Source organism: Limnohabitans sp. (assembly GCF_031539175.1).
Lineage (GTDB): Bacteria > Pseudomonadota > Gammaproteobacteria > Burkholderiales > Burkholderiaceae_C > Limnohabitans.
In genome coordinates, this window is the sequence record NZ_JAVKLQ010000084.1 from 1 (window position 1) to 15,902 (window position 15,902).

The 15,902-nt window shown below is 55.6% G+C and carries 17 protein-coding genes; 4 read left to right on the forward strand and 13 right to left on the reverse strand.

The annotated features are described in order from the left end of the window. Positions 1-171: 171 nt before the first annotated feature. The 3 genes from cysW to RMS95_RS15430 are packed head-to-tail and all read right to left on the reverse strand — an operon-like array spanning position 172 to position 2,488. On the reverse strand, positions 172-1,059 hold the full coding sequence (cysW, locus tag RMS95_RS15420; RefSeq protein WP_310647068.1) for a sulfate ABC transporter permease subunit CysW: 888 nt from the start codon (positions 1,057-1,059) through the stop codon (positions 172-174). Then, positions 1,056-1,895, reverse strand: coding sequence for a sulfate ABC transporter permease subunit CysT (gene cysT, locus RMS95_RS15425; RefSeq protein ID WP_310647069.1), 840 nt, complete (start codon positions 1,893-1,895; stop codon positions 1,056-1,058). The genes cysW and cysT overlap by 4 nt, the downstream gene beginning before the upstream one ends. Then, complete coding sequence (locus RMS95_RS15430) at positions 1,892-2,488, reverse strand: alpha/beta hydrolase (protein WP_310647070.1); 597 nt, start codon at positions 2,486-2,488, stop codon at positions 1,892-1,894. The genes cysT and RMS95_RS15430 overlap by 4 nt, the downstream gene beginning before the upstream one ends. A 158-nt stretch (positions 2,489-2,646) precedes the next feature. Between RMS95_RS15430 and RMS95_RS15435 the strand changes: the two genes are divergently transcribed. The 4 genes from RMS95_RS15435 to RMS95_RS15450 are packed head-to-tail and all read left to right on the forward strand — an operon-like array spanning position 2,647 to position 6,585. Further along, on the forward strand, positions 2,647-3,687 hold the full coding sequence (locus RMS95_RS15435; RefSeq protein WP_310647071.1) for an amino acid ABC transporter substrate-binding protein: 1,041 nt from the start codon (positions 2,647-2,649) through the stop codon (positions 3,685-3,687). Positions 3,688-3,716: 29 nt separating this feature from the next. Beyond that, positions 3,717-4,706 carry an ABC transporter permease subunit gene (locus RMS95_RS15440; RefSeq protein WP_310647072.1) on the forward strand — a complete coding sequence of 330 codons (990 nt, stop codon included), beginning with the start codon at positions 3,717-3,719 and terminating at the stop codon, positions 4,704-4,706. After that, positions 4,706-5,824 (forward strand): amino acid ABC transporter permease, encoded by a 1,119-nt coding sequence (locus RMS95_RS15445; protein WP_310647073.1) that lies wholly within the window; start codon positions 4,706-4,708, stop codon positions 5,822-5,824. The genes RMS95_RS15440 and RMS95_RS15445 overlap by 1 nt, the downstream gene beginning before the upstream one ends. 20 nt (positions 5,825-5,844) lie before the next feature. Continuing rightward, a complete protein-coding gene (locus RMS95_RS15450; protein WP_310647074.1) occupies positions 5,845-6,585 on the forward strand; it encodes an amino acid ABC transporter ATP-binding protein in 741 nt (246 codons plus the stop codon). Here RMS95_RS15450 and RMS95_RS15455 read toward each other — a convergent pair. The 10 genes from RMS95_RS15455 to RMS95_RS15500 form a co-directional block, all read right to left on the reverse strand. Further along, on the reverse strand, positions 6,572-7,921 hold the full coding sequence (locus RMS95_RS15455) for an LLM class flavin-dependent oxidoreductase (RefSeq protein ID WP_310647075.1): 1,350 nt from the start codon (positions 7,919-7,921) through the stop codon (positions 6,572-6,574). The two genes, RMS95_RS15450 and RMS95_RS15455, sit on opposite strands and share 14 nt — an antisense overlap. Before the next feature lie 42 nt (positions 7,922-7,963). Beyond that, positions 7,964-8,179, reverse strand: a complete 216-nt coding sequence (locus tag RMS95_RS15460; protein ID WP_310647076.1) for a TOBE domain-containing protein — start codon at positions 8,177-8,179, stop codon at positions 7,964-7,966. 34 nt (positions 8,180-8,213) lie between these two features. Then, positions 8,214-9,014, reverse strand: a complete 801-nt coding sequence (locus tag RMS95_RS15465) for an ATP-binding cassette domain-containing protein (RefSeq protein ID WP_310647077.1) — start codon at positions 9,012-9,014, stop codon at positions 8,214-8,216. 15 nt (positions 9,015-9,029) lie between these two features. After that, a complete protein-coding gene (gene ssuC / locus RMS95_RS15470) occupies positions 9,030-9,911 on the reverse strand; it encodes an aliphatic sulfonate ABC transporter permease SsuC (protein ID WP_310647078.1) in 882 nt (293 codons plus the stop codon). A 10-nt stretch (positions 9,912-9,921) separates the two neighbouring features. Beyond that, entirely contained in the window at positions 9,922-11,073 is a 1,152-nt protein-coding gene (ssuD, locus tag RMS95_RS15475; protein ID WP_310647079.1) for an FMNH2-dependent alkanesulfonate monooxygenase, read from the reverse strand. A 51-nt stretch (positions 11,074-11,124) separates the two neighbouring features. Next, positions 11,125-12,156: a sulfonate ABC transporter substrate-binding protein gene (locus RMS95_RS15480; protein ID WP_310647080.1), complete on the reverse strand. Its 1,032-nt coding sequence runs from the start codon at positions 12,154-12,156 to the stop codon at positions 11,125-11,127. Between the two features lie 22 nt (positions 12,157-12,178). Next, a complete protein-coding gene (locus RMS95_RS15485; RefSeq protein WP_310647081.1) occupies positions 12,179-13,156 on the reverse strand; it encodes a sulfonate ABC transporter substrate-binding protein in 978 nt (325 codons plus the stop codon). A 123-nt stretch (positions 13,157-13,279) separates the two neighbouring features. Beyond that, positions 13,280-13,864, reverse strand: coding sequence for an NADPH-dependent FMN reductase (gene ssuE, locus RMS95_RS15490; RefSeq protein ID WP_310647082.1), 585 nt, complete (start codon positions 13,862-13,864; stop codon positions 13,280-13,282). Between the two features lie 6 nt (positions 13,865-13,870). After that, positions 13,871-14,881 carry a sulfate ABC transporter substrate-binding protein gene (locus tag RMS95_RS15495; RefSeq protein ID WP_310647083.1) on the reverse strand — a complete coding sequence of 337 codons (1,011 nt, stop codon included), beginning with the start codon at positions 14,879-14,881 and terminating at the stop codon, positions 13,871-13,873. Between the two features lie 143 nt (positions 14,882-15,024). Continuing rightward, positions 15,025-15,897: an MBL fold metallo-hydrolase gene (locus RMS95_RS15500; protein WP_310647084.1), complete on the reverse strand. Its 873-nt coding sequence runs from the start codon at positions 15,895-15,897 to the stop codon at positions 15,025-15,027. Positions 15,898-15,902: the final 5 nt, after the last annotated feature.

A 15,902-nucleotide genomic window follows, 5' to 3' on the forward strand; every position in this document is an offset into this window, starting at 1 on the left:
AAACCGTGACGGATGAGGAATTGACTATGATTGAAAACCGATTGAATCATCGCCCCAGAAAGCGACTAGGATTCAAGACACCTCACGAGGTATTCCATGCCTCGTTAAAGCGTGTTGCACTTCGTCCTTGAATCCGCCTCGTCTATGCGTGTGGGTTCCAAGCATTCATGCTTATGGTCGTTCCGGAGGAAGATCAGCCGTGGCTTTGAGCTCACAGGCATGACGCCACTCCACCGTGGACTTGATGGCCAAGGTCACCAGCGCCAACAAAGCCAACAGCGAGGCCACGGCAAACGCGGCCACCGATTGGTATTCGTTGTACAAAATTTCCACATGCAAAGGCATGGTGTTGGTTTGTCCGCGGATGTGGCCCGACACCACCGACACCGCACCAAACTCCCCCATGGCACGGGCATTACACAAGATGACGCCGTAAATCAAACCCCACTTGATGTTGGGCAGCGTGACATACCAAAAGGTTTGCCAGCCTGTGGCACCCAACACGATGGCCGCTTGCTCTTCGTCATTGCCCTGCGCTTGCATGAGTGGAATCAACTCACGCGCGATGAAGGGAAACGTCACAAACACCGTGGCCAACACAATGCCGGGCACTGCAAAAATGATTTTGATGTCGTGTTCTTGCAGCCACGGGCCAAACCAGCCTTGGGCGCCAAACATCAGCACATAAATCAAACCCGCCACCACGGGCGACACCGAGAACGGCAAGTCCACCAGCGTGGTTAAAAACGCTTTTCCCGTGAACTCATACTTGGCAATGGCCCATGCAGCGGCCACACCAAACACCAAGTTCAAAGGCACGGCAATGAGTGCGGTGATGAAGGTCAAGCGAATGGCCGACCATGCATCAGGCTCTTGCAACGCCACCCAATAGGCATCCAAGCCTTTGCGCAAGGCTTCGGTGAACACCGCCGCCAAGGGCAAGACCAAGAAGAAAAACATGAACGTCAGCGCCACGCCAATCAGGCTGTAGCGCACCCATGCGGGTTCAGTCGTACCCGCTTGTGCGCGGCGCTGTGAAGGGTTCATGGTCGTGCTCATGCTGGGGCTCCTGTGCGGCGGCGCTGCCAAGCTTGCAAAGCGTTGATGACCAACAACAACACGAATGAAATCACCAACATGACCACAGCCACAGCTGTCGCACCGGCGTAGTCGTATTGCTCCAACTTACCAATGATGATGAGCGGCGTGATTTCAGACACCATGGGCATATTCCCAGCAATGAAAATGACCGAGCCATATTCGCCAATGGCACGTGCAAAGGCCATGGCAAAACCAGTCAGCAAGGCTGGTGCGATGCTGGGGAAGATCACACGGGTAAAGGTTTGCCAACGTGTGGCCCCCAAACAAGTGGCGGCTTCTTCCAATTCTTTCTCGGCGTCTTCCAACACCGGCTGCACCGTGCGCACCACAAATGGCAAGCCAATGAAGATGAGGGCAATCACCACACCGTTGGGGTTGAAGGCGAGCTGAATACCCAAGGGCTCCAAGTACTGGCCTACCCAGCCGTTGCCGGCCAGCAGGGCAGTGAGCGAAATACCAGCCACCGCAGTAGGCAAAGCAAAGGGCAAGTCCACCAAGGCATCGACCACCTTCTTGCCAAAGAAGTTGTAGCGAACCAGCACCCAAGCCACAAGCAAACCAAACACCACATTCACCAAGGCAGCGATGAGCGACGCACCAAACGTGAGTCGGTACGACGCCATCACACGTGGACCTGTGACAGCCGCCACAAATTGGTCCCACGTCAGAGTGAACGTTTTGAACAGCAGGGCGGAGAGCGGAATCAACACGATCAAGCTCAAATACGTGAGCGTGAATCCCAGCGTGATGTTGAAGCCAGGAAGAACACGCGTAGGTCGAAACATGTGGCTCATGCGATTTGAAATCCTAAAGATGAGCTGGAGGCCACTGCACTGGCTGCAGGTTGGGTGAGTAACGGTGACCCCACCAAAGATTGCAGCAAGGCCAAGCCCAGAGGCCATTCACCAAAGCCAGACTCAATGTTGATGTGGCCTGCGTTTTGTAAACGCACAAACTCACTGCCCCACGCTCGGGCATAGGCCCCGGCCGTGCGCACGGGGCAAAACGGATCGTTGCTGCTGGCCACCAACACACTGCGATAGGGCAAGGCGTGGTACGGAACAGGCGCAAAGTCGACCAGCGGGCCTCGACGCTCAGGGTCCGCAGGCGCCACCAACAATGCACCTTGAATGCGCGCTGCGACCTCAGGGGGTAAATGCGTTGTCGCAATGCAGCCCAAGCTGTGTGCAATGACCACGACTGGCCCAGGTTGCGCCAAGATGGTGTCGCTGATACAACGCACCCAAGCATTTCGTGTGGGCTGCATCCAGTCGTCTTGCTTGACACGCACGGAACCGACCAAAGATTCGGCCCACAAACTTTGCCAATGGCCAGAACCAGAGTCGCGCCAACCAGGGACGATGATGAGGGTGGGTATTTGAGACATGGCCGCGATTGTGTGCAAGCCCTCTTAAATCACAAACTACAGTTTTGTAGTTTGTTAATAGCCAACTCATCTATACAGCGACAGGCCGCATGAGGCCAAAGGTCTTGATGTTTGACGGACAATGCTTCAGTTGTATTTTTCACGCTGGAGATCACCCCATGCACTCACTTCTGACCCGTCGCCCGCTGCAAACCTTGGCCACCCTCGTTTTACTGACTGCAGGCTCCATCAACGCATGGGCAGGCAAAACCCTAGACACCGTCAAACAACGCGACCACGTGGTGTGCGGCGTGAACACAGGCTTGGCCGGTTTTGGTGCCGCAGACAGCCAAGGCAAATGGGCGGGGTTGGATGTGGACGTGTGCCGTGCCGTCGCCGCAGCCGTGTTGGGCAATGCTGAGAAGGTGCGCTACGTGCCTTTGTCTGCCCCGCAACGCTTTACAGCCTTGCAATCGGGCGAGGTGGATGTGCTCTCACGCAACACCACCTTCACGTTGACGCGCGATGCCTCCATGGGGTTGCACCAAACCGCCGTGACGTATTACGACGGCCAAGGCTTCATGACGCCCGCGAAGAGCAACATCAAAAGTGCCAAGCAACTCAAAGGCGCCACCGTGTGCGTGCAATCAGGCACCACCACCGAAAAGAACCTGACCGACTTTTCGCGCGCCAACAAACTCGACATCAAACCCGTGGTGTTTGAAAAATTTGATGCCGCCAATGCTGCCTACTTTGCGGGTCGATGCAAGGCCTACACCACAGACGCATCAAGCTTGGCCTCTATCCGAGCCAAAGAAGCGAAGACGCCCAAAGATCACGTCATCCTCCCCGAGTTGATTTCTAAAGAACCTTTGGGACCCTTGGTGCGCCGTGGTGACGACGAATGGCTGGCCATCGTCAAATGGACGGTGTATGGCTTGATCGAGGCCGAAGAAGTCGGTATCACCGCAGCAACCGTTGACAAACTGAAAGCCGAAAGCACAGACCCTGTGGTGCTGCGTTTGTTGGGCAAATCTGACGACACCGGCAAACTGCTGGGCTTGGACCGCGAATGGCTGGCTCGTGCCATCGGCGCTGTGGGCAACTACGGTGAAATTTTCGAACGCCACTTGGGCGAGAAAACACCCATGGCGCTCAAACGCGGCTTGAACGCGCAGTGGAACAAAGGCGGTTTGCAATACGCCATGCCCATCCGCTGACCCACATCCAGCCTTTGCACTGACTCACCATGCCACTGCACAGCCGACGTACACGCGCCCTGCTCTACCAAGCCATCTTGGTTTCACTGTTGCTGGGCTTAGGCTATTGGCTGTTGAACAACACGCTGACCAACTTGCGTGCGCGCGGTATTCAAAGCGGCTTTGACTTTTTGTTCGACACCGCGGGCTTTGACATCGGTGAATCGATGGTCACTTACGAGTCGACCCATGCCTATTGGCAAGCTTTTGTCGTGGGCTTGCTCAATACCTTGCGCGTCTCGGTGTTGGGCATCGTGATCTGCACTGTGTGGGGAACCTTGCTGGGTCTGGGCCGTGTGTCAAACAACGCCTTGGCCCGTGGCCTGTGCTACGGCTACACCGAACTGTTTCGCAACATTCCCTTGCTGCTGCAACTCTTCATGTGGTACGTGCTGCTGGTGGAATTCATGCCCGACACCGATGCGCCTTTGCACTTCAACGACTGGCTCTTTTTGAGCAAGGGGGGGCTCACGATGCCTTGGTTGATGCCTGCCGATGGGGCTTGGTTATGGGACGTGCCGGTGTGGCGCACGGTCGACGGTGTAGGCGAAGTCACTGGCGGCGCCAGCGTGACGCCTGAATTCTTGGCGTTGACGTGGGGCTTGAGTTTGTACACCTCCGCTTTTGTGGCGGAGTTGGTGCGTGGCGGCATCACCGCGGTGCCGCATGGTCAAACTGAAGCCGCGAAAAGTATTGGTTTGTCCGCTTGGCAAACACAGCGCTTGGTGGTGTTGCCACAGGCCATGCGCGTGGTCATACCGCCCTTGACCAACCAGTATTTGAACTTGATCAAAAACTCATCGCTGGCCGTGGCCATTGGCTACCCCGATTTGGTCAACATTTCCAACACCGCACTGAACCAAACAGGCCGCGCCGTGGAATGCATTGCCATCGTGATGGCGGTGTACCTGAGCCTGTCTTTGCTGACCTCTGCGCTGATGAATGCGTACAACCGTCGCATGGCCTTGAAGGCACGCTGATGACCACGCCTCACCTCACCCACAGGTCAATCTCGGCCAAACCTGCCCCCGTGGCAAAGACCCCTCTCTTGACGCGGTGCCAAACCCATCTGTGGCCCACCAAAGGCCAAGCCACCATCACGGCGTTGTTAGTGGCTGGGCTGCTGTGGTGGCTACCAACAGTTCTCAGTTGGGGGCTATGGCACGCGGTATGGCACGCAGAGGCTGACAGTTGCCAAGCCTTGCGAGGTGTTGGCGCATGCTGGGGCGTAGTGAGTGAAAAATACAGACTCATCTTGCTCGGGCGTTACCCCTTTGATGCGCAATGGCGCCCCGTCGTTGCCACACTCGCCCTCGTCAGCGTGGTGGTGGTGAGTTGTCTGCCCTTCTTTTGGCGTCGCAGTTTGGCCTTGTTGTGGGTGGCCGTGTGGTTGCTGTTTTTTGGTTTGATGGGCGGCGGCACTTGGTGGGGCATACCGACGGGTTTGCGCTGGGTGCCCAGCGACCAATGGGGCGGCCTGCCTTTGACTTTGATGCTGGCCACACTGGCCATCACCTTGGCATTCCCCTTGGGCGTTGTGCTTGCATTGGGGCGACAAAGCACACTTCCCGCCTTACGCAGCGTGTGCGTGGGTTACATCGAGTTGGTGCGCGGCGTGCCTTTGATTTCGGTGTTGTTCATGGCCAGCTTCATGTTCCCGCTGCTCTTACCCAGCGGCACCTCACCCGATGTGTTGCTGCGCGTGTTGGTAGGCATCACCTTGTTCTCAGCGGCTTACACCGCCGAAATTGTGCGCGGTGGGTTGCAAGCTGTTTCGCTGGGACAAGTGGAAGCAGCTGCCACCTTAGGCCTGAGCTACTGGCAAACCCAACGCTTAGTGGTTCTGCCCCAAGCACTGACCCATGTGGTGCCAGGACTGATGAACAACTTCATCGCCATCTTCAAAGACACCTCACTGGTGACCATCGTGAGCTTGTACGAACTCTCGGGCGCTTTGGGGCTGGCCATCAGCGGAGACCCCAACTGGCGACCTTTCAAAATCGAAGGCTACCTGTTCATCACCCTGATTTACTTTGTTTTTTGTTTCGCCATGTCGCGCTACAGCCTCTGGGTAGAGCGCCAACTTGCGCACCGCTGATGCATCCACAAGGAACCCCCGTGTCTGACCCCATTCTTCGGTTCGAAAACGTCAACAAATGGTTTGGCAATTTTCATGCGCTGCGCGACATCAATTTGAGCGTGCAACGCGGCGAGCGCCTTGTCATTTGCGGCCCCTCGGGCTCGGGCAAATCCACCCTGATTCGTTGTATCAACCGTTTGGAAGAACACCAAGAAGGCCAACTCACCGTCGCTGGCGTGACGTTGAACGACAACTTGCGTGACATCGACCAAGTGCGTCGCCAAGTGGGCATGGTGTTTCAGCAGTTCAATTTGTTTCCGCATCTCACCGTGCTCGAAAACCTCACACTGTCCCCCATTTTTGTTGGAAAACTGTCGGTGGATGACGCCAACAAAAAGGCCATGCAACAACTCGAGCGCGTGCGCATCGCCGACCAAGCACACAAGTACCCGCTACAACTCTCAGGCGGGCAACAGCAACGCGTGGCGATTGCTCGGGCCTTGTGCCTGAGCCCACAAATCATGCTGTTTGATGAGCCGACATCGGCCCTCGACCCCGAGATGATTCAAGAGGTGTTAGAGGTGATGACCGAGTTGGCACAGCAAGGCATCACCATGCTGTGCGTGACCCACGAAATGGGCTTTGCACGCGCCGTGGCCGACCGCGTGGTGTTCATGGATCAAGGTCAAATCGTGGAAGAAGCCGCACCCGCTGAGTTTTTTGAGAACCCACGCCACCCACGTACACAGGCATTTTTAGCCAAGATCATTGGCCATTGACACCCGCATTGGGATGCGCGGGTCGTCGCAGTCCTAAATGTTCGCGCAATGTGCGCCCCGTGTACTCGGTGCGAAACAAGCCACGACGTTGCAACTCGGGGATCACCAAGTCGACAAAGTCTTTCAAGCCATGCGGCAAGGTGGGTGACAAGATATTGAACCCGTCTGCCGCCCCTGTGGTGAACCAATGTTCGAGTTGATCGGCAATGGACTCGGGCGTCCCCACCACAGTCCAATGACCGCGCCCTGTGGCCACGCGCTTGTACAAATCACGAATGCTCAAGTTGTCACGTTGCGCCATGTTGTTGAACAACGCGTGGCGACTCTTCCAGCCCTCGCCCACAGGCAAGTCGACAGGAAATGGACCATCGATGGGGTAAGCCGACAAATCGATATTGCCCAAAAATGCAGACAACAAACCCACGCCCAACACCGGATCAATCAGGTCTTGCAATTGGTCAAACTTGTCCTGTGCCTCCTGCTGCGTACGTCCGACAAAGGGCGAAATACCTGGCAAGATTTTGAGATCGCTCTCAGTGCGTCCCCACGCTGGTAAACGAGACTTGAGCGAGCTGTAAAAACCGCGGGCATCGTCCACCGTTTGTTGCGCCGTGAACACCAGCTCAGCAGATGCGGCTGCCAAATCTTGCCCATCGTTGGAGGATCCCGCTTGCACAAACACAGGATAGCCCTGAGGCGAGCGCGGCGCTTGCAACGAACCGCTCACCTGAAAGTGAGCTCCCTCATGCGCGACACGGTGCAGCTTGGTCGTGTCAAAGAAACGGTTGTTGGCTTTGTCATGGGTAAAGGCATCGTCTTCCCATGAATCCCACAAGCCTTTCACAACTTGCATGTACTCATGCGCGATTTTGTAGCGTTCGGCATGTTCAATTTGGTGTGGCAGCCCGAAGGAATGGGCTTCAAACTCACTGCCCGATGTCACCAAATTCCAGCCACCTCGCCCACCACTCAAATGGTCAAGTGTGGCGAACTTACGGGCCAAGTGGTAAGGCGGCAAATAGGTCGTGGACACCGTCGCCACCAAGCCAATGCGATCGGTCACAGCAGCCAGCGCAGATTGCACCAGCATCGGGTCAAACACATGAGGCAAAGCGTTGCGGGTCAGCATGTCGGCAGGCGCTTGGCTCATGCCGACGTTGTCTGCGAAAAAAATGGCGTCAAATTTGGCGGCTTCAGCCAAACGCGCCCATTCTTTCAAGGTGTTCAGTTGGGTGTAGCCGTTCGGGTCTACATCCGGATGGCGCCAAGCGGCCAGATGATGACCGGCGCCAAAGAAAAAGGCGCCCAGATGGAGTTGTCGTTTAGGTTGTGTCATGTGGAGTTTCTCCGTCTGAGCGCAAGGCTTCAAGGTTTGGGGCTACAACTTAGCGATCGAGACTTCGGTCGACTTGACCAAGGCCACCACCTCCGAGCCCACCACCAAAGCAAGGTCATCGACCGAACGTGTGGTGATGACCGAGGTGACGACGCCCCACGGGGTTTCGACATCGATTTCTGACACGACATCGCCGCGAATGATTTCGCGCACTTTGCCTTTGAATTGATTGCGAACGTTGATTGCTTGAATGGACATGGGTTTCTCCTTAAAAGTCCGTGGTAAAAAATAGTTAAACAGCCCAGCGCAAACCATGCGCGGGCAAGCCCGGCCACGACACGTCGTTGACAGGTTGTTCGGTGTCGGGTTGCTGCAGCACGCGGTCCAAGATGCGTTTTTCTAAGGCGGCGAATCTGACGTCACCACGCGAACGTGGTCGGGGAAGGTCAATGCGCTCGTCGAATGACACGGTGCCGTCTTCAATCAAGATGACGCGATCGGCCAACGCCACCGCCTCTTGCACATCGTGGGTCACCAACAGCGCTGTGAAGCCGTTGTCACGCCAGAGCTGTTCGATCAAGGTGTGCATCTCAATGCGCGTCAAAGCATCCAATGCACCCAAAGGTTCATCCAACAACAATAAACGTGGCTGATGCACCAAGGCGCGCGCCAAGGCGACGCGTTGGCGTTGACCGCCCGAGAGCTTGGCGGGCCACTCGTTCAATCGGTCCCCGAGGCCCACCTGCGCCAACACCTTGGCCGCAGCATGACGTTGCGATTCGGGCAAGCCGAGTGCCACGTTGTCGAGCACGCGACGCCACGGCAAAAGACGTGCTTCTTGGAACATGATGCGGGTGTCGTGACTCAAACCCTTGATCACTTGATCATCGATTTGAAGCTGCCCTTGGGTTGGCGTTTCCAAACCGGCAATCAAACGCAGCAAGGTGCTTTTGCCACAACCACTGCGTCCCACGATGGCGACAAACTCGCCAGGCTCGATGGTCAACAAGGCGTTGTGCAGCACTTGGCGCTCGCCATACGCTTTGCCTAAATGGCGTGCTTCTAAGCGCACGCCTTGGTGTGTGTGTGTCATGTGAGGCTCATTTCCTTATTGATAACCTGGGTGCCAGCGCAGCCAATATCGCTCTAGCCCTTTGGCAAACACATCGGCCAATTTGCCCAAGATCGCGTAGAGCAAGATACCCACCAGCACAACATCGGTTTGCAAAAACTCACGGGCATTCATGGTGAGATAACCAATACCAGCTTGCGCCGAGATGGTTTCGGCCACGATCAAAATCACCCACATCAGTCCCAGCGAGAAGCGCAGCCCCACCAAAACGGACGACATCGCCCCGGGCAAGATGATGTGGCGGTACAAACCCCAGCGCGACAAACCGTAGGTCCGGCCCATCTCGATCAAACCAGGGTCTACATTGCGAATGCCATGAAAGGTATTGATGTAGATCGGGAAGAAAACAGCCACCGCAATCAAAAAGAGTTTGGCAATCTCATCAATACCAAACCACAAAATGACCAACGGAATCAAGGCCAAGGCCGGAATGTTGCGCACCATCTGAATGGAAGAGTCCAGCAGTGTTTCAGCCCAACGGATCGATCCTGTCAAAAGGCCCAACACCAAACCCAAACCGCCCCCAACCGCCAAACCCAGCAAAGCACGACCTGCACTGATTTGCACATGTTTCGCCAACTCACCAGACAAGGCCAAAGCCCACGCCGCATCGACCACCGCCAATGGCGCCGGCAACACACGCACCGACATCCAACCTTGCGACGACGCGATTTGCCACACACTCACCAAAAGCACAGGCACCAACCAAGGCAGCAAACGCTCAGCCACAACTTGCAAAAAACGCTGCACTTTGAGCCAAGGCCACCACGTTGACTTCGATGCCACGTACCAAGCGGGCTGTGCAAATGCAGATTCCAAACTGCACAAGGCCTCGAGATCTTTATGGGAAGAAGACATAGCGGCCGCCTTAACTCTGAGACACACGTTTTTCAACGGGCACCAAGTTGTTCGCCATCACCTCGCCAAAGGGGCTGACCCAATTGACATCGGTGGCCGCGCTGGCTGTGCTTGCCAAATCCAAATGGGGGAACACCAACTCTGCAAAACGGTAGGTCTCTTCCAAATGCGGATAGCCCGAGAGCACAAAGGTGTCTGCGCCCAAGGCTTGGTACTCTTTCAAGCGCTTGGCGATGGTTTCACCATCCCCGACCAAAGCCGTGCCTGCACCACCCCGCACCAAACCAACTCCGGCCCAGAGGTTAGGACTGATCTCTAACTTGCTTCGGTTGCCACCGTGCAGTTCACGCATCCGGCGTTGACCCTCAGAGTCCATGCTGGCCAAACCGGCTTGCGCTTTGGCAATGGTGGCGTCATCCAAATGTTTGATCAAATCTTCGGCAGCAGCCCAAGCCTCCTCGTTGGTCTCGCGTGGAATGACATGCAAGCGCACACCCAACTTCACCTTGCGACCATGCTTGGCAGCGCGTTGGCGAATGTCGTCAAACTTCTTCGCCACCTCCTCGGGCGGCTCGCCCCAAGTGAGGTACAGCTCGACTTTTTCCGCCGCTAAATCGTGGGCCGCATCAGACGACCCTCCAAAGTAGATCGGTGGATACGGACGTTGCACGGGAGGGAAGAGTTGGCGTGCGCCTTTGACCTTCAGGTGCTTGCCCTCAAAGTTCACCGTTTCCCCAGAAAGCACGCGTGTGTAAATGTCCAAAAACTCACGCGCATGCTCGTAACGTTCGTCATGACTCAAAAACGTGCCATCGGCCTCCAAGTCGCTGCTGTCACCACCTGCCACCAAGTTGACCAAAAGACGGCCTTCGCTGAGTCGATCAAAGGTGGCCGTTTGACGTGCCGCCACAGTCGGAGACATGATGCTGGGACGCAAGGCCACCAAAAACTTCAAGCGTTGTGTCACGGGAATCAAACTGGCTGCCGCAATCCATGGGTCTTCGCACGAGCGGCCTGTGGGCAAGAGCACGCCGCCATAGCCCAGCGTGTCAGCCGCTTGGGCAATTTGTTTCATGTAGTGATGATCGACCGCGCGCGCCCCTTGCGAGGTGCCTAGGTAACGGCCATCGCCGTGCAGAGGAATAAACCAAAAAATATTCATGATGTGCTTTCTTAATTCAAGGCGTTGTTTAAAAAGGTGTGCGGCACCGCTTCAGCGCGCAAAGCGCCAGACGATGTCCGACACCTTCACGGGTTTTGGAATCAGTGACAAACGCGTAAAAGCATCGGCCACGTTTTGTTGAGCCACCACGGCTTCGGCATTGAGCAAACCCACAGGCGAACGCGGGCGGCGCTTCAAAAACAAGCTGACCACACCCGCATCGAGGCCGCTGAAATCCGCAATCAACTTGATGGTTTCCGGACGATGCTCTTGTGCAAAGCGGTCCGCACGACTGAGTTCTTGAAACAAGACCTCGACAACTTCGGGGTGGTGATTGGCCAGTGCGATGGAAGACAAATAGAACGAGTTGTTGCCCGACAAACCCTGCCCTGTGGCGATGACGCGGGTTGGCACAGAAAGCTCCGTAGCGGCATAAAACGGGTCCCAAATGACCCACGCGTCGACACTCTTGCGCTCAAAAGCAGCACGAGCATCTGCAGGGGTCAAATAGATGGGCTGTATATCGCTCCACAACAAGCCGGCCTTCTCCACGGCACGCACCAACAAATAATGCGCACTGGAGCCTTTTTGCAAGGCAATCTTTTTGCCTTTCAGATCGACCAAGGTTTTGATGGCGGAGTCTTGCAACACCAACAAAGCTGAGCTTTCAGGTTTGGCGGGCTCGGCCCCCACGTAATACAAATCTTTGCCTGCAGCTTGGGCGAACACGGGCGGCGAGTCACCCGTCAACCCAAACTCCAAAGCGCCGACCGACAAGGCTTCGAGCAACTGAGGGCCAGCAGGAAACTCGACCCACGACACCTTGGTGTTTGGGAACCGTTTTTCCAGTACACCTTGTTGCTTCAAGATCACCAAATTGACGGCCGACTTTTGGTAACCGATGCGCAAAAGTTCGAGAGGCTTGGCCGTTTTGTCTCTGCCCTGTGCCCAAGTGGTAGATAGGCCCACAGGGGCCGTCAAGCCCCAAGCTGTTGCAGACATGGCCAGAAATTGCAACAAACCTCTGCGGTTGATGCTGGATGCGGTCTGACGACGTTGAGAGAAAAGGTGTGGATGTGTCATGGCAACTCCGAGATCACAGCGCTCAGTTCAAACTCACCGGTGCGGCGTGCCGCAGGTTGAGCTTCTTAGGAATGAGCTTCAGTTCAAAGAAGGTGTTGGCAATGTCTTGCTGTTCGCTCAAGATGTCTTGCGTGACGGCCGCGGTACCGTACGCCGCGCGGTTCACATAAACCTCGGTGATGCTCTTGTCCAAGCCCAGCACTTGGGCCAACTCAACGGCAGCAGCGGCTTTGTTTTTAGACACCCAGGTGTCAATGCCATTGACCTCTTCAATCGCGATGCGCAAAACGTCTGCGTTGTGTGTGGCAAATTCACGGGAGGTGAAGTAGTAGCCACGGTTGTTCGCCACGCCCGTGGCATCCGCCAAGATCTGAGCATTCAATGTCTTTTGAGCTGCGGCGAGGAAGGGGTCCCAAATGATCCAAGCATCGACCGCGCCCTTTTCGAAGGCAGCACGGGCATCAGGGGGTGGCAAGAACACCGATTGAACATCGGTGTACTTCAAACCATTCTTCTCCAACAACTTGGCCAAAAAATACTGCACATTGGAGCCCTTGTTGTAGGCGATGCGCTTGCCCTTGAGATCCGCCACTGTTTGAATCGGTGAGCCTTTAGGCACGATGAGGGCTTCCAAACGAGGGCGCGGCACGGTGGCTGCCGCATACACCAGAGGTGCGCCAGCGGCTTGCGCAAAGATGGGCGGGGCTTCGCCCACATCACCAAAATCAATCGCACCCACATTCAGGGCTTCGAGTTGCACAGGACCGGCATTGACTTCGGTCCATGTCACGTTCACGCCTAACGGAGCCAAACGCTTCTCTAAAGTGCCACGACCTTTGAGAATAGAGAGCCAGCCTTTTTGATGGCCGATACGCAAAGTGCGTGTGGCTTTTTGGGCCTGGGCAGATGTAGAGGCCCACAGCGTACCGGCAGCGGTGGAGGCCACAACGGCTGTCGTCGTGAGGAAGCGGCGGCGAGAAATATCAGAACGTAAGGTCATACAAACTTTCTTTTTGAAATGTGCAGGCAAGGCTTCGCCCATGCCGCTGGCACAGCGGTTTCTAAAAATCAGGAAGAAGAGGTCTAAGAAAGATGCCCGTGAGAAACAGGCATCGCCATGCGTTTACACGCTACATCGCACCTGAGAAAACGGCACTGACGAGAAGCGCCCCGCGTTAGTGAGCGACAAATGCTCATTCACCAAGGTGTTGACGGCGTCATCCAATCGCTCGCCGATATCGTCGGCGACGTGGTAACCCCCTTCGGGATTGACCACCACTTGCGCGTCGGTGGCATAAATACCGGGCAAGATATGTTTAGCGCCCAGCGACTGCAGCACAGGCCGCAACGCATAGTCCAAAGCCAACATGTGATGCGGACTGCCACCTGTTGCTAAGGGCAACACGGTTTTGCCTTTGAGCGCGGTTTGCGGCAGTAAATCCAAAAACACTTTCAACACCCCGCTGTAAGCCGCCTTGTAAACCGGCGTGGCAACCACCACGATGTCGGCGGCATCCACTTGCGCGGTGGCGCGTATCACGGCGGGATTGCCAAAATCAGCAAGCAACAGCGCCTGTGGTGGCAAGTCACGAACACGCAGCGTTTCAACCTGTGCGCCTCTGAAGGCCAAGCGCTGTCCGGTGGCATTCAACAAGGCAGCGGTTCGTGAACGCTCGGAGGGACTGCCTGCAATCAAAAGTACGGTCATGGCAGATCACTTTTTCAAATAGATTTGGTCAAAACTACCACCGTCGGCAAAGTGGTCTTTGTCGGCTTTGGTCCATCCACCAAAGGCTTGGTCGATGGTGAACAACGACAGCTTGGGCAGCTGCTTGACGTACTTTGCTTGTGCTTTGGCAGAGATCGGGCGATAGAAGTTTTTGCCCGCGATGTCTTGGCCTTCGTCGGTGTAGAGGTAGTTCAAATACGCTTCGGCCACTTTGCGCGTGCCCTTGCGGTCTACGTTTTTATCGACGAGGGTGACTGGGGGTTCAGCCAAGATGCTGATGGACGGATAAACGATGTCCACCTTGCTACCAAACTCTTTCTCCAACAAATGCGCTTCGTTTTCCCAAGAAATAAACACATCGCCTTGGTTGCGCTGCGCAAAAGTCACGGACGAACCACGCGCCCCCGTATCGAGCACCGGCACGTTTTTGTAGAGCGCCGCCACAAAGTCTTTGGCCTTCGCGTCGCCACCGTATTTGCGTTTGGCAAACTCCCACGCGGCCAAATAATTCCAACGCGCGCCTCCTGATGTTTTGGGGTTGGGCGTGATCACGCTGATGCCGGGTTTGACCAAATCGTCCCAGTCTTTGATACCTTTGGGGTTGCCTTGACGCACCACCAACACAATGGTGGAGGTGTAAGGCGCCGAGTTGTGGGGCAAGCGTTTTTGCCAATCTTGTGGAATCAAGCTACCGTGTTTGTAGAGCGCGTCCACATCACCAGCCAACGCCAAGGTGACGACATCAGCATCGATCCCGTCAATCACGGAACGGGCTTGTTTACCCGACCCGCCGTGCGATTGCTTGATGCTCACGTCTTGGCCGGTTTGCGCTTTCCAATGTTTGGCAAACGCGGCATTGAACTCTGCATACAACTCACGCGTCGGGTCGTAGGACACATTCAACAACGTGACTGGCGACTGCGCTGCTGAAAATCCGCTGACGGCCAATAAGGCCGTAGCCGCGAGTGCCTTGAGAAAGTGTTGGCGTTGAATCATCTGTGTTCCCTTTGAATTCATCTGAAAAATTTCGATGGGTGAATTCTGAGAGCGTTGTGCTCAAAAGGGAACGACTGAGTTTTTGGTTGTTAATTACCAAATCATCTAAGGCTTATTCCATCGGCATGTGACGTCGTTCACACTCAAAGCGAGTTGACGGGAATTTTCAAGTACGACACGCCGTTGTCTTCCTTGGGCGGCAGCTCCCCCGCGCGGATGTTGATTTGCACGGCAGGCAAGATCAGCACTGGCATGGCCAAGGTGGCGTCACGCGTGGTGCGCATGCGAATGAACTCGGCTTCTTCGATGCCATCGTGCAAATGGATGTTGTGCGCACGTTGCTCGGCCACCGTGGTTTCAAAACGGATGGGGCGATCGTTGGGTGGGTAGTCATGGCACATGAAAAGGCGTGTCCGGGGCGGCAAGCTCAACAGTTTGCGCGTCGACGCGTACAAGGTCTTGGCATCACCCCCAGGAAAATCACAGCGTGCTGAACCGACATCGGGCATGAACAAGGTGTCGCCCACAAACACCGCATCGCCAATTTGATAAGCCACACAAGCAGGCGTGTGTCCAGGGACAAACAAGGTGTGCCCCGTTAAGTTGCCAATGGCGAAGGCTTCGTTGTCTTTCAACAGGTGATTGAACTGTGTGCCGTCTTCTTTGAAACTAGGCTCCAAGTTAAAAATACCTTTAAAGACACGTTGCACCGCTGTGATGTGATCGCCAATCGCTGTTTGACCACCCAGTTGCGATTTCAAATAGGGTGCAGCGGTGAGGTGATCGGCATGTGCATGGGTTTCTAAAATCCACGCCACATTGAGTTTTTTCTGACGCACAAATGCAATCACTTTGTCTGCTGATTCGGTGCTTGTACGACCCGATTTCGGGTCGTAATCCAGCACGGAGTCAATGATGGCGCAGGCACTGCCCTCGTTCTCATAAACCACGTAAGTGACGGTCCATGTGGCAGGGTCAAAAATACCGTGGACAACAGGGTTTAAAACAGACGACATGGGCG

Bases quoted from the DNA above. Each gene is read 5' to 3' on its own strand.
- RMS95_RS15480 (WP_310647080.1), bottom strand. From the start codon at position 12,156: ATGACACATCCACACCTTTTCTCTCAACGTCGTCAGACCGCATCCAGC.
- RMS95_RS15460 (WP_310647076.1), bottom strand. From the start codon at position 8,179: ATGTCCATTCAAGCAATCAACGTTCGCAATCAATTCAAAGGCAAAGTG.
- RMS95_RS15465 (WP_310647077.1), bottom strand. From the start codon at position 9,014: ATGACACACACACACCAAGGCGTGCGCTTAGAAGCACGCCATTTAGGC.
- cysT (WP_310647069.1), bottom strand. From the start codon at position 1,895: ATGAGCCACATGTTTCGACCTACGCGTGTTCTTCCTGGCTTCAACATC.
- ssuC (WP_310647078.1), bottom strand. From the start codon at position 9,911: ATGTCTTCTTCCCATAAAGATCTCGAGGCCTTGTGCAGTTTGGAATCT.
- RMS95_RS15435 (WP_310647071.1), top strand. From the start codon at position 2,647: ATGCACTCACTTCTGACCCGTCGCCCGCTGCAAACCTTGGCCACCCTC.
- RMS95_RS15495 (WP_310647083.1), bottom strand. From the start codon at position 14,881: ATGATTCAACGCCAACACTTTCTCAAGGCACTCGCGGCTACGGCCTTA.
- ssuE (WP_310647082.1), bottom strand. From the start codon at position 13,864: ATGACCGTACTTTTGATTGCAGGCAGTCCCTCCGAGCGTTCACGAACC.
- RMS95_RS15445 (WP_310647073.1), top strand. From the start codon at position 4,706: ATGACCACGCCTCACCTCACCCACAGGTCAATCTCGGCCAAACCTGCC.
- RMS95_RS15430 (WP_310647070.1), bottom strand. From the start codon at position 2,488: ATGTCTCAAATACCCACCCTCATCATCGTCCCTGGTTGGCGCGACTCT.
- cysW (WP_310647068.1), bottom strand. From the start codon at position 1,059: ATGAGCACGACCATGAACCCTTCACAGCGCCGCGCACAAGCGGGTACG.
- ssuD (WP_310647079.1), bottom strand. From the start codon at position 11,073: ATGAATATTTTTTGGTTTATTCCTCTGCACGGCGATGGCCGTTACCTA.
- RMS95_RS15500 (WP_310647084.1), bottom strand. From the start codon at position 15,897: ATGTCGTCTGTTTTAAACCCTGTTGTCCACGGTATTTTTGACCCTGCC.
- RMS95_RS15440 (WP_310647072.1), top strand. From the start codon at position 3,717: ATGCCACTGCACAGCCGACGTACACGCGCCCTGCTCTACCAAGCCATC.
- RMS95_RS15485 (WP_310647081.1), bottom strand. From the start codon at position 13,156: ATGACCTTACGTTCTGATATTTCTCGCCGCCGCTTCCTCACGACGACA.
- RMS95_RS15455 (WP_310647075.1), bottom strand. From the start codon at position 7,921: ATGACACAACCTAAACGACAACTCCATCTGGGCGCCTTTTTCTTTGGC.